This window comes from Streptomyces sp. NPDC087859 (assembly GCF_044742595.1).
Classification (GTDB): domain Bacteria; phylum Actinomycetota; class Actinomycetes; order Streptomycetales; family Streptomycetaceae; genus Streptomyces; species Streptomyces canus_F.
Map to the genome: position 1 here is coordinate 214,076 of NZ_JBIUUU010000001.1, position 14,203 is coordinate 228,278.

13 protein-coding genes are annotated in these 14,203 nt (G+C 70.3%); 6 read left to right on the forward strand and 7 right to left on the reverse strand.

Going from position 1 to position 14,203, the window contains the following annotated elements:
* Nucleotides 1-65: 65 nt before the first annotated feature.
* Nucleotides 66-1,415 carry a M14 family metallopeptidase gene (locus ACIOHP_RS01000; RefSeq protein WP_401882108.1) on the forward strand — a complete coding sequence of 450 codons (1,350 nt, stop codon included), beginning with the start codon at nucleotides 66-68 and terminating at the stop codon, nucleotides 1,413-1,415.
* Between the two features lie 73 nt (nucleotides 1,416-1,488).
* Here ACIOHP_RS01000 and ACIOHP_RS01005 read toward each other — a convergent pair whose 3' ends face one another.
* The 5 genes from ACIOHP_RS01005 to ACIOHP_RS01025 form a co-directional block, all read right to left on the reverse strand.
* A complete protein-coding gene (locus tag ACIOHP_RS01005; protein ID WP_401882111.1) occupies nucleotides 1,489-2,028 on the reverse strand; it encodes a hypothetical protein in 540 nt (179 codons plus the stop codon).
* Nucleotides 2,029-2,192: 164 nt separating this feature from the next.
* On the reverse strand, nucleotides 2,193-3,665 hold the full coding sequence (locus ACIOHP_RS01010) for a GntP family permease (RefSeq protein WP_401882113.1): 1,473 nt from the start codon (nucleotides 3,663-3,665) through the stop codon (nucleotides 2,193-2,195).
* A gap of 113 nt (nucleotides 3,666-3,778) precedes the next feature.
* Nucleotides 3,779-4,198 (reverse strand): RidA family protein, encoded by a 420-nt coding sequence (locus ACIOHP_RS01015; protein WP_401882116.1) that lies wholly within the window; start codon nucleotides 4,196-4,198, stop codon nucleotides 3,779-3,781.
* Entirely contained in the window at nucleotides 4,195-4,959 is a 765-nt protein-coding gene (locus tag ACIOHP_RS01020; protein ID WP_266888636.1) for an IclR family transcriptional regulator, read from the reverse strand. The genes ACIOHP_RS01015 and ACIOHP_RS01020 overlap by 4 nt, the downstream gene beginning before the upstream one ends.
* Complete coding sequence (locus ACIOHP_RS01025) at nucleotides 4,956-6,269, reverse strand: sugar kinase (protein ID WP_401882119.1); 1,314 nt, start codon at nucleotides 6,267-6,269, stop codon at nucleotides 4,956-4,958. Before ACIOHP_RS01025 ends, ACIOHP_RS01020 begins: the two co-directional genes overlap by 4 nt.
* Nucleotides 6,270-6,361: 92 nt before the next feature.
* On the opposite strand from ACIOHP_RS01025, the gene ACIOHP_RS01030 reads away from it, so the two are divergent.
* Nucleotides 6,362-7,639, forward strand: a complete 1,278-nt coding sequence (locus tag ACIOHP_RS01030; protein WP_401882122.1) for an amino acid deaminase — start codon at nucleotides 6,362-6,364, stop codon at nucleotides 7,637-7,639.
* Nucleotides 7,640-7,653: 14 nt separating this feature from the next.
* Nucleotides 7,654-9,279, forward strand: a complete 1,626-nt coding sequence (locus tag ACIOHP_RS01035) for an amidohydrolase family protein (protein ID WP_401882125.1) — start codon at nucleotides 7,654-7,656, stop codon at nucleotides 9,277-9,279.
* A 28-nt stretch (nucleotides 9,280-9,307) separates the two neighbouring features.
* Here the strand turns inward: ACIOHP_RS01035 and ACIOHP_RS01040 are convergent, their stop codons facing one another.
* A complete protein-coding gene (locus ACIOHP_RS01040) occupies nucleotides 9,308-10,240 on the reverse strand; it encodes a serine protease (protein ID WP_401882128.1) in 933 nt (310 codons plus the stop codon).
* 177 nt (nucleotides 10,241-10,417) lie between these two features.
* The gene (locus tag ACIOHP_RS01045; RefSeq protein ID WP_401882130.1) at nucleotides 10,418-11,047 is read right to left on the reverse strand and encodes a hypothetical protein; all 630 of its coding nucleotides are present in this window, start codon (nucleotides 11,045-11,047) and stop codon (nucleotides 10,418-10,420) included.
* A gap of 126 nt (nucleotides 11,048-11,173) precedes the next feature.
* On the opposite strand from ACIOHP_RS01045, the gene ACIOHP_RS01050 reads away from it, so the two are divergent.
* From ACIOHP_RS01050 to ACIOHP_RS01060, 3 genes are all read left to right on the forward strand, one after another.
* Nucleotides 11,174-12,385 (forward strand): pyridoxal phosphate-dependent aminotransferase, encoded by a 1,212-nt coding sequence (locus ACIOHP_RS01050; RefSeq protein WP_361548645.1) that lies wholly within the window; start codon nucleotides 11,174-11,176, stop codon nucleotides 12,383-12,385.
* A 76-nt stretch (nucleotides 12,386-12,461) separates the two neighbouring features.
* Nucleotides 12,462-12,881: a hypothetical protein gene (locus ACIOHP_RS01055; protein WP_401882133.1), complete on the forward strand. Its 420-nt coding sequence runs from the start codon at nucleotides 12,462-12,464 to the stop codon at nucleotides 12,879-12,881.
* Nucleotides 12,882-13,127: 246 nt separating this feature from the next.
* Nucleotides 13,128-14,192 carry a hypothetical protein gene (locus tag ACIOHP_RS01060; RefSeq protein ID WP_401882136.1) on the forward strand — a complete coding sequence of 355 codons (1,065 nt, stop codon included), beginning with the start codon at nucleotides 13,128-13,130 and terminating at the stop codon, nucleotides 14,190-14,192.
* Nucleotides 14,193-14,203: the final 11 nt, after the last annotated feature.

Genomic DNA, 14,203 nt, shown 5'->3' on the forward strand with positions numbered 1-14,203 from the left:
CACCTGTATCCCCACTTGCTTCAGGCCCGGCGACCCCGGAACCCCTGGAGAAACTAGGAGACTTCATGCGACTTCGCATACGAGGCTCAGGCGCCCACGGCGGAAGACGTACCGCCGTGTTCGCCGCCCTCCTCGCCCTCGCGCTCGCGGCACCCCTCTCCCCGGGCGCGAGCGCCGACAGCACCACCAAGGCGGCTCCCTCGGCGGACGACATCCGCCAGTACGAGGTCCACACCCACGCGACGGTCAAGGAACGCTCGGCCCTCCAGCAGGCCGGCGTGGCCATCGACGAGGTGGACGACCACGGTGTCGTGATCTCCGGCCGTGCCGACCAGATCAAGAAACTGCGCGCACAGGGCTACGAGATCACGGCCCTCGGCGCGGTCCCCGACCGGTCCTCCGCCGCGGACGGCGAGGTCGGAATCCTCGACTTCCCCTCGGCCGACTCGAGGTACCACAACTACGCGGAGATGACGAGCGAGATCAACTCGGTCGTCTCCGCCCACTCGTCCATCGCGAGCACCCGCGTGATCGGCACCTCGTACCAGGGCCGGAACATCGTGGCCATCAAGATCAGCGACAACGTGGCGACCGACGAGTCCGAGCCCGAGGTGCTGTTCACCCACCACCAGCACGCCCGTGAGCACCTCACCGTCGAGATGGCGCTGTACCTGCTCAACGAGCTGACCTCGGACTACGGCACCGACTCCCGCGTGACCAACATGGTCAACAGCCGCGAGATCTGGATCGTCCCGGACCTCAACCCCGACGGCGGCGAGTACGACGTCGCGACCGGCTCCTACCGCTCGTGGCGCAAGAACCGGCAGCCCAACTCCGGTTCCTCGTACGTCGGTACCGACCTCAACCGCAACTGGGCCTACCGGTTCGGCTGCTGCGGGGGCTCGTCCGGGTCGACGTCCTCGGAGACGTACCGCGGCACGGCGGCCGAGTCGGCGCCCGAGGTCAAGGTCGTCGCCAACTTCGTCCGCAGCCGGGTCGTCGGCGGCGTGCAGCAGATCAAGGCCGGCATCGACTTCCACACGTACAGCGAACTGGTCCTGTGGCCCTACGGGTACACGACGGCGAACACGGCCACCGGCATGACGGCCGACGACCGCAACGCCTTCGCGACGGTCGGCGGGAAGATGGCCGCGAGCAACGGCTACACGCCCGAGCAGTCCAGCGACCTGTACATCACCGACGGATCGATCGACGACTGGCTGTGGGGCAGCCAGAAGATCTTCGGGTACACCTTCGAGATGTACCCGTCGTCGAGCTCCGGGGGCGGCTTCTACCCGCCCGACGAGGTGATCGCGGCGGAGACCGCGCGCAACCGGGACGCCGTGCTCCAGCTGCTGGAGAACTCCGACTGTATGTACCGGTCCATCGGCAAGGAGACGCAGTACTGCAGTTAGAGGTGGTCAGGTCGGCGGGGAGCTGCGGGCCGGTGATGGCCGGTCGCGCAGTTCCCCGCGCCCCTGGGCGGGACTAGTCGTCCTCGGTCCTGTCATCGACGTCGTCGGCGGCGGCGTCGTCTTCGAAGTAGGCGTCGAGGACGGCGTCCAGCTGCTCGTCCCACTCCTCGAAGCGCGCCCGCGACGTGGCCTCGATCTCGATCGGGTACCAGCGCCGGTCCGGGGTGTGCACGGTGATCGTGTACCGCTTGCCGAAGCGCGGCGTCTCGGTCTCGATCGCGCCGATCTCGTCCCAGCGGAACTCGCACCGCTCCTCGTCGAGGCTCAGGCGTACGCCCTTCGCGTCGGCGACGATCTTCGCGCGGCGGTCGGACGCCTCGAAGACAGGGCCGTCCGCCGCGTCCGCCTCCGGCTCGTCGGGAGTGGGTTCCTCCTCGGTGTCGGCGGCCTCCTTCTTCGTGAGGGACACCTCCTCCGCGAGGGGCTCCTCGGCGTCCTCCGGCTCGACGTCCTCGGGCTCGCCGGACACGGGTGAGGTCAGCCCGGGGATGAAGGCCGGGTCGAACCCGGCGCCTTCCAGGGGCTTGCTGCTCGAACCTATGCGCTGCTCCACAGCGGGAAGTATGGCGGACGAAGCTGTGCCGTGGGGCGCCGGGGGCCGAGGTCGCCTGCCGGGTACGACGAATCGGCGGATCTGTCCCCCCCACCGACGCACCGGCCTCGCGCGGGTTCACCTCCGGTGTGGGAACAGATCCGTCCATCACGGCCGCCCGCCGCCTACACGAACAGGCTCAGCACCGCCGCCATCACGAAGCCGACCACCGACAGGACCGTCTCCAGGACCGTCCAGGTCTTCAGCGTGTCCCGCTCGCTGATGCCGAAGTACTTGGCCACCATCCAGAAGCCGCCGTCGTTCACGTGCGAGGCGAAGATCGAGCCCGCCGAGATGGCCATGATGACCAGGGCCACGAAGGCCTGGGAGTGGTCGCCCGCCGAGAGCAGGGGCGCCACGATGCCCGCCGTCGTCACGATCGCCACCGTCGCCGAGCCCTGGGCCACCCGCAGGACCACCGAGATCAGGTACGACAGGACGATCACCGGGAGGCCCACGTCGTTGAAGGTGTCCGAGAGCGCCTGGGCCACGCCGCTCGCCTTGAGGATCGCGCCGAAGACCCCGCCCGCGCCCACGACGAGCAGGATGTTGCCGACCGGCTTGAGCGAGGCCGTCGAGACGGTCTCCAGGGACTTGCGGGACCAGCCGCGCCGGAGGCCCAGGAGGTAGTAGGCGAGGAGCAGCGCGATCGTCAGGGCGACGAAGGGGCTGCCGAAGAACTCGATCACCGAGCGGCCCGTGGAGGGGTCCAGGGCGATCGAGGAGAAGGTGGCGGCGAGGATCAGGACCAGCGGGGTGCCGATGATGCCGAGGACCGTGCCCAGCGGGACCGGGTCCTCGCGGGGCTCCACGCCCTGCTCGCGCTGCTCGTTGACGACCGCGAGCCTGGCCTCCGCGGCCGCTTCCACCATGTCCTGCGGTACGGCCACGAAGATGCGCCGGCCGATCCACGCGGAGTACGCCCAGGCGGCCAGGACCGCCGGGATGCCGCAGACCACGCCCATCAGGATGACCCAGCCGAGGTCCACGTGGAGCAGTCCGGCGGCGGCCACCGGGCCGGGGTGCGGGGGCAGGAAGGCGTGGGTCATCGACAGACCGGCCAGGAGGGGGAGGCAGTAGAGCAGGATCGACCGGCCGCTGCGCTTCGCCGCCGCGTACACGATCGGGGCGAGGACGAAGATGCCCACGTCGAAGAAGACCGGGATGCCGAAGATGAGGCCGGTGAGGCCCATCGCGAGGGGTGCCCTCTTCTCACCGAAGAGGTTGAGGAGGCGGGACGCCAACACCTCGGCGCCACCGCTGACTTCGAGGATCGCGCCGAGCATCGTGCCCAGGCCGATGATGATCGCGACATGGCCGAGGATGCCGCCCATGCCGGACTCGATGGTGGAGACGGCGTCGGAGCGCTGGACCGTGCCGAAGAGTTCGGTGACCGAGAGGCCCGCGAGGAGGCCGACGGCTATGGAGACGGCGAGGAGGGCGACGAACGGCTGGAGTCTGACCTTGATGATCAGGAAGAGGAGGAGGGCGATACCGATGGCGGCGACGGTCAGGAGACCGGCCGTGCCGTCGATGAGGAGGAGCAGACCACCTGTGTGCGGGGGAGCTTCGGTGACTGCGGCGAGCGGTTGGGACATGGGGGTCCTCTGCGTAAGTACATGCAGCTTTCGGGCAGGGCGAATCGCGGCATGGCCACCCGTGGGGGCCATGCCGACTGGTTACGGCGTGCGGGAGTTGAGGGGGTGCGGGCTCAGCCGAGTACGGCGAGCGCGTCGATCTCGATGAGGAGTCCGGCGGGGAGGCCGACGTAGACCGTCGTGCGGGCGGCCGGGGGCGCGGTGAGGCCCTGTTCCTCGAAGTAGGTGTTGTAGATGCCGTTCATCTCGGCGAAGTGGTCGACGTCCGTGAGGTAGACGCGGATCATCATCACGTCGTCCCAGTTCGCGCCGCCCTCCTCCAGGATCGCCTTGACGTTGGCGAGGGTCTGCAGGGTCTGCTCGCGCAGGGTGGGGCCGGCGGGCGTCGGCGGCTTGCCGTCCTGCGCGGGGAGGAAGCCGACCTGGCCGGCCACCTGGAGGATGTTGCCCTTGCGCACGCCGTGCGAGAACTTCGCGGGCGGGGTGGTGTGGGTCTTGGGGGTGAGCGCGATCTTCTCGGTCTTCTCGGTCATGAGGTGGCTTCCTTGACGGGGGTTCTGCCGGAGTACTCGCCGCTGACGGTGTCCGCGGTACGGCGGACCAGCGGGAGGAGGGTGAGGAGTTCGTCGGCGGTGACGACCACGTTGGGGGCGGAGACCGACATCGCGGCCACGACCCTGCCGTCGGCGCCGCGGATCGGTGCGGCGACGCAGTTGATGGACTCCTCGTGGCCACCGAGGTCGGTGGCCCAGCCCTGTTCGCGCACGCGCTCCAACTCCTTCAGGAAAGCCGGTGCGTTGGGGGTCGAACGGGACGTGTACATGGGGTACTCGAGCTTGTCCGCGAGGGTGCGGCGCTCGGACTCGTGGAGATCGGCGAGGAGCAGCTTGGCCACGGCCGCGACGGTGATCGCGACGGGCTTGCCGATCCGGGAGTACATCCTGACCGGGTAGCGGCTCTCGACCTTGTCGATGTAGAGGACCTCGGCCTCCTCGTACACGGCGAGGTGGACGGTGTGGCCGCACTGCTCGTTGAGGCGTACGAGGTGGGGGTGGGCGATCTCGCGGATGTCCAGGTTCTCCATCGCCTCCTGGGCCAGCGCGATGAGGCGGGCGCCGAGGCGGTAGCGCTGGTCGGACTGGCGGTAGACCATGCCGTGTTCGTGGAGCGTGCGCAGGAGCCGCAGTGCCGTGGACTTGTGGACGCCGAGGCGGTCGGCGACCTGTCCCAGGTCTGCGGGACCTTCTGCGAGCAGCGGCAGGATGCTGAGCGCGCGGTCGACGGTCTGGCTCATGGAATGCGTACCTCCTCCGGGGCCTGCACGGCTTGCGTCCAGCCGGGGCCGAGTCGAAGTGTCTCCCAGGTGCCGTCGTCCACGGCTGCCAGGCGGTCGGCGGTGTCGCGGGCAGGGGGTACGGCGAGGTCGCCGGGGGTGGTGAGGGTGGCGGCGGCGTGGAGGTGGGCGTGACGGAGGGCGGACTTCGCGGGGAGCCCTCGGAGGGTGGCGGAGAGAAACCCGGCGGCAAAGGCGTCTCCGGCGCCGGTGGTGGCTACGACGTCGACGTCGAGGGCGGGGACGAAGGTGACGGCGTCGGGGGTGGCCGACTGAACAGTGCCCGCCGCGGGCGTTGTTGTAGGGGGCGTTTCGCTAGCCGGCGCCGGCCGGGTGCCGCCTGCGCCCACCCGTGCCGCCCTAGGCGGCACGCATGCCCGCAGGCTGCGCAGCTCCGGCTCACCCGCAGCCGGCGCAGGCAAGGAAGCCGCACCTTGTGACGCCGAGCCGCCACCCGACCCAAGGGGCGCGGGGAACTGCGCGACCAGCCCCCTCCGGCCCGGAGCCGACACGAATGCCGTAGCTCCCCTTCCCCCTTGCTTCACCACCAGCACGCCCGGCTCGGGCAAGAACTCCCGGACCGCGGAGGGGCCACCGGTCACCCCCCACGTCTCCTCCGCCTCGTCCTCCCCCACGAACACCACATCCGCCCGGCGGGCCAGTTCCAGCACCACTCCCGCCCCCTCGGCGTCCCGCCACAGGTCGGGCCGGTGGTTCACGTCGAAGGAGATCAGCGGACGTCCCTCACCCGGAGCCGTCAGCTCGCGCAGCAGATCCACGCAGCCCCCGGACAACGCCGCAGTGATCCCCGTCAGATGCAGCACTCGCCCGGCCCGCACCGCGCCCAGATCCACGTTCTCCGCCGACATCGCCGATGCCGCCGACCCCGCCCGGTAGTAGGCGACCTCGTGCGCATCCGTGCCCCGGTCCCCCGCCGTACGGAAGTACACCCCGGTCGGCCGCGCCGGATCACGGCGTACGGCCGACACGTCCACGCCGTACGAACCGATCGTCGCCACCAGATGGTCACCGAAGCCGTCCGCGCCCACCCGGCTCACCCACCGCACGGAGTGCCCCGCGGCGGCCAGCCCGCAGGCCAGGTTCGACTCCGCCCCGCCGATCCCCCGCTCGAACGACGGCACATCGGCGAGACGGCCGGGCCGTGTGGGCAGGAACGTGACCATGGACTCGCCGAGCGCGACGACATCCACGATGTCGGGGGCGTTGGTCACGATGGTCGTAGCTCCTCGGTCTCGGTCATGGGGGTCCATTGACCCTGCGTTGGCCGAGATGTTAGACAGCAGTAAGCGATATACGCAATGGACGTTGCACTGAGCGCAACGCACCAGATCAGGGAGGCTCCATGACAGCCGACAGCCCCTCCGAAGCGCTCGCCCGCCTCGCAGAGGACCGTGTCGACCACCGCTTCAAGGGCCTCCCCCCGGACGCCGACGGCCTCACCGTCGCCGAGCTCGCCGCCCAGCGCCGCAACCTCTTCACCGACGGCTTCACGACCCCCGTACTGGCCCTCTCCGCCGAGCGCCTGGAGCACAATCTGCGGCTCATGGAGACGTACTCCGAACGGCACGGACTCGCGTTCGCCCCGCACGGCAAGACCTCCATGGCACCCCAGCTGTTCCAGCGGCAGATCGAACACGGGGCGTGGGGCATCACCCTCGCCGTACCGCACCAGGTCCGCGTCGCCCGGGCTTTCGGCACGCGACGCGTCTTCCTCGCCAACGAACTCGTCGACCCGGCCGCGCTCCGCTGGATCTCCGCCGAACTCGACTCCGACCCCGGCTTCCGTCTCATCTGCTACGTCGACTCCGTACGCGGGGTCGAGCTCATGGACGCGGCCCTGCGCGGAGCCGGCCGCCCCCTCGACGTGGTCGTCGAGCTCGCCGCCGGCGACGGCGCCCGTACCGGGGTCCGCACGGAGGCCGAGTGTGCCGCCGTCGCCGACGCCGTGGCCGCCGTACCGACCCTGCGGCTCGTCGGTGTCGCCGGGTACGAGGGGGAGGTCCCGGACGCCGACCCCGAGCGTGTGCACGCCTGGCTGCGGCGGCTCGTCTCCCTCGCGGTCGCGTTCGACAAGGACGGGCGGTTCGGCGGGACGGACGAGATCGTCGTCAGCGCGGGCGGCAGCGCCTGGTTCGACGCCGTCGCCGACGTGTTCGCGGAGATCCCCGAACTGTCCCTTCCCGTACTGAAGCTGCTCCGCTCCGGCGCGTACGTCTCGCACGACGACGGCCACTACCGGAAGATCACCCCCTTCAACCGGGTCCCGGAGGAGGGTGCCCTCGAACCGGCGTTCCGGCTGTGGACGCAGGTCGTCTCCCGGCCCTCACCCGAGCAGGCCTTCGCCAACGCGGGCAAGCGGGACGCGGCCTACGACCTCCATCTGCCGTTCGCCCAGGTCGTACGGCGGGAAGGGGTGGAGCGCCCGGCGGACGGCATCGAGGTGACCGGCCTGTCCGACCAGCACGCCTGGCTGCGCACCGGGCCCGAGGCCGATCTGGAGGTCGGTGACTGGCTCGGCCTGGGGCTGTCCCATCCGTGCACGTCCTTCGACAAGTGGCAGCTGATCCCGGTGGCCGAGGCGGACGGCACGGTCGTCGACTACATCCGCACCTACTTCTGAGGGGGCTGTCGCCGATGGAGGAACTCGTCATCCGGGACGCGGACGTCGTGGACGGCAGCGGTGCGCCGTCGTACCGCGCGGACGTCGTGGTCGACGGCGGCCGGATCGTCTCGATCGTCAAGGAGGCGGCCGACGCGGGCTGCCAACGTCCCACGGCCCGACGTGAGCTGGACGCGGAGGGCCTCGTCCTCTCCCCCGGCTTCATCGACATGCACGCCCACAGCGACCTCGCCCTCCTGCGCGACCCCGACCACAGCGCCAAGGCCGCGCAGGGGGTCACGCTCGAAGTCCTGGGCCAGGACGGGCTGTCGTACGCCCCCGTCGACGACCGCACCCTCGCGGAGGTCCGCCGCGCCATCACCGGCTGGAACGGGTACGGCGACGACATCGACTTCGACTGGCGGTCGGTGGGCGAGTACCTCGACCGCCTTGACTTCGGTTTCGAAGGCCGGGGCATCGCCGTCAACGCGGCCTATCTGATCCCCCAGGGGACCGTCCGCATGCTGGCCGTCGGCTGGGAGGACCGGGAGGCGACCCCTCAGGAGCTGGAGCGGATGCGGCAGTTGGTCGCCGAGGGCATGGAGCAGGGCGCGGTCGGCATGTCGTCGGGGCTCACCTACACGCCCGGCATGTACGCCAAGAACGCCGAACTCACCGAGCTGTGCCGGGTGGTGGCGGCGTACGGCGGCTACTACTGCCCGCACCACCGCTCGTACGGGGCCGGGGCCCTCGAGGCGTACGAGGAGATGGTCGCCCTGACCCGGGAGGCGGGCTGCCCCCTCCATCTCGCCCACGCCACCATGAACTTCGGCGTGAACAAGGGCCGGGCGCCCGAGCTGCTGGCCCTGCTCGACGACGCGCTCGCACAGGGCGCCGACATCAGCCTCGACACGTACCCCTACACACCCGGCTGCACCACCCTCGTGGCGATGCTGCCGAGTTGGGCGAGCGAGGGCGGGCCGGAGCGGATCCTGGAGCGGCTCGCGGACGAGGGAACGGCCGAGCGGATCCGGCACCACCTGGAGGTCGTCGGCGCGGACGGCTGCCACGGGGTGCCCATCGAGTGGGACACGATCGAGATCTCGGGGGTCGGCGATCCGTCACTGGGCGACTTCGTCGGCCGTACGGTCCAGCAGTCCGCCGAGTCGCGCGGCGAGACCCCCTGGACGACCGCGCGCCGACTGCTCGTGCGGGACCGGCTCGGGACGACGATCCTCCAACACGTGGGCCACGAGGAGAACGTCCGGCAGATCATGCGCCACCCGGCCCACACCGGCGGCTCGGACGGCATCCTCCAGGGAACGAAGCCGCACCCCCGCGCGTACGGCACCTTCCCGCACTATCTCGGCCGGTACGTCAGGGAGTTGGGGGTGCTGTCCCTGGAGGAGTGCGTGGGCCATCTGACCGGCCGCCCGGCGGCACGACTGCGCCTGCCGGACCGCGGGCTGGTGCGTGAGGGGTACCGGGCCGACCTGGTGCTCTTCGATCCGGGGACGGTGGCGGCGGGGTCGACGTACGAGAATCCCCGCACGCTCCCGGTGGGCATCCCGCACGTCCTGATCGACGGCCGGTTCGTGATCGAGGACGGCCGACGGACGGACGTGCTGGCGGGCAAGGCGATCCGTCACAGTCCCGTGTGACGGAACGCCCACCTCAACCCCCAGAGCGCTACGGCTTGGGCAGCGTGCAGGTGCTCGCGCTCAGGTTGAGCTGGTTGCGGGTCGTGAAGCAGGCCGGGATGTTGTAGATCTCCTGGGCGTAGTTGATGCCCTGGCGGACGGTGACGGCGCCGCTCTCGCTGACCTCGCACGGGTTGTTGACCGTGCAGGACTCGCCGTCCTCGTTGCCGGTGTTGTTGACGGCGACGACCTTGCCGGTGGCCTGGTCGATCACCGGCGAGCCGGAGGTGCCCCCGATGGTGTTGCAGGCGGAGGTGTAACGGACCGAGTCCTTCCAGGTCCAGTCACCCTCCTTCAGACGGTACGCGAACCCGTCGATGTTGCAGTTGTAGAGCGTCTTCCAGTAGCCGGAGGCCACGGTGATGGCGGTGCCGGCGGTCGGGTGGGTGTCCTGGACGGTCAGCGGGGAGATGTTGTACGAGCTCTTGATCGTCGCGTACGTGCTGGTGAGCTGGTAGATCGAGACGTCCGTGTCGGTCATCGTCGCGTAGGCGAGCTTGCTCGCGCGCAGCGTCGCGACCCGGGAGCCGGAGGAGTTGAGCAGACCGAAGGTCCGGGTGGAGGCCTGGTTGGTGATGACCTGGCCGGGCGCCGGGAAGCCGGAGGTCAGGCAGTGGCCGTTGCTGAGCACCAGGGCCGGGTCGGTGTCCAGGGAGTTCGGGAAGCGGATGACCGAACCGGAACAGTTGCTGAGCGAGACGGTCCCGGCGAGCGTCACGGCCTGGAGCGTGGGCGACGGCGACGTGGCCTGGTCGACCGCCGACGTGGTCGACGTGACCAGGTCGTGCACGACCGACGTGACCGTGTCCGTGTCCACGCTCTTGCCGACGCCCGCGGCCGGGGGTTCGGCGGCGACCGCGGGTGCCGTACCCATCCCGGCGAGCGCCAGGACACTGAGTGCGGCGACGAGAGGCTTTCTCATGTGGGGGTCCCCTCTTGCGACTTGGACGACCGGAAATCTTCCGGCCGTCGTGAGTTTGTCATGCGCATTGTGAAGAGGGGTGGGCAATCGGGCAAGAAGTTGTGACAAGCCTGATCACGGAACCCGGCCGGAACGGGCACTGCGCGTACGGCGAGGGCAACCTACCCAGTACGACGGTTACTTGGGCCCTTTCGTGCTCCCCTGTCCGCGTCCCTTGCCGTTGGCGTTGCCCGGGGCGGACTGGCTCGCGGTCGCGGTCGGCGACGGGGTGGTGGAGGCGCCCGAGGGCTGCCCCGACTCCGTCGCCTCCTTCGGCTTCTCCGCGGTCGGCGACGGGGAGGCGCTGGAGGCCGGGGAGGAGGACACGCCGGCGTCCGGCGACCCGGTCCCGTCCGAGCCGGTCGCGGTGCCGCCCTCGCCGGGCTCCGTGGAGCCGTCGGCCGCCGACGGCCCCGTACGGCTGTGCTTGCCCTCGGCGTCACCCGGCGCCGACCCGCCTCCCGAGAAGGCGAACCCGGCGATCAGCGCCGCCGCCGACACGGCACCCACCGCACCGGCCGCGACCGCCACCCGCCGCGAGCGCCAGGGGCTCGGCTTGCGGCGGGAGCCGGAACGGGAGCGCCGGGACGGGACCCGCGGCAGCTCGGCCGTCTCGTCGTACGCGTTCTGCCAGCCGTGCGCGACGGCCGGGTCCGCGTACTCCTCGTACGGCGGGGGCGGCTCGATCTGCGGGTGGTACACGTTCGGCGGACCCTGGGGGTCGCGCGCGCCGTGTGTCCCGTTTCCGTACTCGTCTGGGCTGGACATGGCCGCGCATTGTAGGGACGGGCGGGGCCCCTGTGACAGCTACCGGCGATAACCGACCAAACCGCACCGTCTCGCGTGGCGGAAAACACGACCCACGCAGCGTTACCCCGCCGTAAGCTCCCAGACATGCAGGTGATCCAGTCGACCAAGCTCGCCAACGTCTGTTACGAGATCCGGGGCCCGGTTCTCGAGGAGGCCATGCGGCTTGAGGCGGCGGGCCACCGCATCCTCAAGCTGAACACCGGAAACCCGGCCGCCTTCGGCTTCGACTGCCCGCCGGAGATCCTCGAGGACATCCTCCGCAACGTGTCCTCGGCCCATGGGTACGGCGATGCGAAGGGCCTGCTCGCCGCGCGCCGCGCCGTCGTCATGCACAACCAGACCCTCGGCATCGAGACCGACGTGGAGCACGTCTTCGTCGGCAACGGCGTCTCCGAGCTGATCGTGATGGCGATGCAGGCCCTGCTGGACGACGGCGACGAGGTCCTCGTCCCGTCCCCGGACTACCCGCTGTGGACCGCCGCGGTCTCCCTCTCCGGCGGCACCGCAGTCCACTACCGCTGCGACGAGCAGTCCGACTGGATGCCGGACCTCGCGGACATCGAGCGGAAGGTCACCGACCGCACCAAGGCGATCGTGATCATCAACCCGAACAACCCCACGGGCGCGGTCTACGACGAGGCGATGCTCCAGGGCCTGACCGACATCGCCCGCCGCCACAACCTGCTGGTCTGCTCGGACGAGATCTACGACAAGATCCTCTACGACGGCGCCACACACACCCCGACCTCGGCCGTCGCCCCGGACCTGCTCACTCTCACCTTCAACGGCATGTCGAAGGCGTACCGGGTCGCGGGCTACCGGGTCGGCTGGATGTCGATCTCCGGTCCGCGCGCGCACGCGGACTCCTACATCGAGGGCCTCACCATCCTCGCGAACATGCGCCTGTGCGCGAACATGCCGGGTCAGCACGGGGTCGTGGCCGCGCTCAGCGGGCGCCAGACGATCAACGACCTGGTGCTGCCGGGCGGGCGGCTGCGCGAGCAGCGGGACGTGGCGTACGAGCTGCTGACCCAGATCCCGGGCGTGAGCTGTGTGAAGCCGAAGGGCGCGCTCTATCTCTTCCCGCGGCTCGACCCCAAGGTCTTCAAGATCAAGGACGACCGGCAGATGGTCCTCGACCTGCTGCGGCGCGAGAAGATCATGGTCGTCCAGGGCACCGGCTTCAACTGGAGCGAGCCCGATCACTTCCGGGTCGTGACGCTGCCCACCGCCCGTGATCTGCGGGACGCGGTGACGCGGATCGGGAACTTCCTGGACGGCTACAGCCAGCCGTAGGCGAATCCGCCTCACCGCTCAACTTTAGACTGAATCTAAGCTAGGATGATTTCCTGACAGCACAGGAGGCCATCCCATGTACGAACCGATCCGCACCAAGTCGGTCCACAGCACGATGGCCGGCACCACGTCCGACTTTCCGCACCGGACCCGCGAGGAGGAGCTGGAGTTCCAGCTCGCGGGGCATCTGGCGGCCCTGCTGGCGGTGACGGACGAACTGCGTGCGGCTTCGCCGTCGGCCGACCTCGACGCGGCCGCGGACCGGCTGGCCGAGCAGGTGACGCGGCTGCGGAACGGCAGCACGCCGGCCCGCGCCTCCGGCGGGGGCGACGGCCGGCTCGCGCCTCTGCACCGACGGGCGCATGCCCTGGCGGGGCGGGCGCTGGTGGTGGCGGCATCGCGTGCGGACACGGCGGCGGCGATTCTGGCCGCGGAACGCATGGACGCGCACGCCGCTGCGCTGGCTGAGCCGCGTGAGTTGACCGCGGCCGGCTGATCCCCGGAACGGCCCCGGTCCGCGTGCACCCGCAGCGACGCGCGGACCGGGCGCCACACACAGTGCGTTTCGCCGTAGGGGTTCGTGTCGTCTCGCGGCCGCGGGCTCGTTGTGGTTGCTCGCGCAGTTCCCCGCGCCCCTTCGGGCGCGCCCCTTCGGGGCGCGTTGCAGTACTGGGGTCGGTATGACACCTCCCGTTCATGCCCGCCGCCGGGGAATGTTGGGTTCCGCGAGCACTCTGCCTGTGTGAGACGAATCATCGGAATCGTCCTCGCGGTGTTGCTGATCGGCGGAGTGGTGGCAGCCGTCGCAGCGGGCCGGGACAGCGGGGACAAGAGCACGGCAACGAAGACCGTGCGAGGAGTGATCGGATCGGAGAAGGCGGAGTTCTTCGCCGATCCTGATGTGGTGAAGGCCCTGGCCGCCAAGGGGTTCACCGTGAAGGCCGAGACCTCCGGGTCCTGGGCCATGGAAGGGCTCGACCTCGAGGGGTACGACTTCGCCCTTCCCTCCAGTCAGGCGCCGGCCGTCGAACTCGCCGCAAAGTACAAGGTGCCGGGGACACTCCCCCGCCCCTTCTACTCGCCCCTCGTCGTCGTGGCGCACAAGAGCGCCGCCGAGGTGCTCGCGGGCAACGGGCTCGCCACGCTGGACGCCGAACACCGCGGCACCCTCAGGATGACCGCCTATCTCGACGCGGCCCGCGAGGACCGCACCTGGCAGCAGCTCAAGGGGGCGGCGAAGTACGGGGAGTTGAGCGGCACGCTCTACCTCGCCAGCACCGATCCGGAGTCCTCCAACTCCGGCGCCCTCTATCTGGCCGCCGCGTCCTACGTCGGCAACGGCGGCAAGGTCGTCGCGAGCGACGCCGAGGTCGGGAAGGCGACTCCCCTGCTGCGCAAGCTGATCAGCGTGCAGGGCGCCCAGCAGACCAGCACGGACGCGGCGTTCCGGGACTTCGTCAGCGGGGCCGGCAACCCGCTCGTCCTCGTCTACGAGTCGCAGGTCGCCTCGCTCCTGGCGGACGGACAGCAGCCGGACGACCTGGTCGTCCTCTACCCGGACACCACGGTCAACAGCGACCACACCGTCGTACCGCTGACCGAGAACGGCCGGGCGCTCGCCGAACTCCTCTCCTCGGACCCCGGGTTGCGCGGGCTGGAGGTCCGCCACGGGTTCCGTCCGCAGGGCGCGGCCGCCGGGTTCGCCTCGGCCGGCACCTATCTCAAGCAGGAACTGACCGGCGTCCGCCAGGCGCCCGTGCCCACCTCCACGGTGCTGCACGAGCTGGCGCGACGGGCGCGGGGATGAACGGGGGGATC

What these genes read in the sequence shown, in the direction of transcription:
- ACIOHP_RS01035 (WP_401882125.1), top strand. Translation starts at nt 7,654, where the DNA reads ATGGAGGAACTCGTCATCCGGGACGCGGACGTCGTGGACGGCAGCGGT.
- ACIOHP_RS01040 (WP_401882128.1), bottom strand. Translation starts at nt 10,240, where the DNA reads ATGAGAAAGCCTCTCGTCGCCGCACTCAGTGTCCTGGCGCTCGCCGGG.
- ACIOHP_RS01000 (WP_401882108.1), top strand. Translation starts at nt 66, where the DNA reads ATGCGACTTCGCATACGAGGCTCAGGCGCCCACGGCGGAAGACGTACC.
- ACIOHP_RS01015 (WP_401882116.1), bottom strand. Translation starts at nt 4,198, where the DNA reads ATGACCGAGAAGACCGAGAAGATCGCGCTCACCCCCAAGACCCACACC.
- ACIOHP_RS01050 (WP_361548645.1), top strand. Translation starts at nt 11,174, where the DNA reads ATGCAGGTGATCCAGTCGACCAAGCTCGCCAACGTCTGTTACGAGATC.
- ACIOHP_RS01030 (WP_401882122.1), top strand. Translation starts at nt 6,362, where the DNA reads ATGACAGCCGACAGCCCCTCCGAAGCGCTCGCCCGCCTCGCAGAGGAC.
- ACIOHP_RS01020 (WP_266888636.1), bottom strand. Translation starts at nt 4,959, where the DNA reads ATGAGCCAGACCGTCGACCGCGCGCTCAGCATCCTGCCGCTGCTCGCA.
- ACIOHP_RS01045 (WP_401882130.1), bottom strand. Translation starts at nt 11,047, where the DNA reads ATGTCCAGCCCAGACGAGTACGGAAACGGGACACACGGCGCGCGCGAC.
- ACIOHP_RS01010 (WP_401882113.1), bottom strand. Translation starts at nt 3,665, where the DNA reads ATGTCCCAACCGCTCGCCGCAGTCACCGAAGCTCCCCCGCACACAGGT.
- ACIOHP_RS01025 (WP_401882119.1), bottom strand. Translation starts at nt 6,269, where the DNA reads ATGGACCCCCATGACCGAGACCGAGGAGCTACGACCATCGTGACCAAC.
- ACIOHP_RS01055 (WP_401882133.1), top strand. Translation starts at nt 12,462, where the DNA reads ATGTACGAACCGATCCGCACCAAGTCGGTCCACAGCACGATGGCCGGC.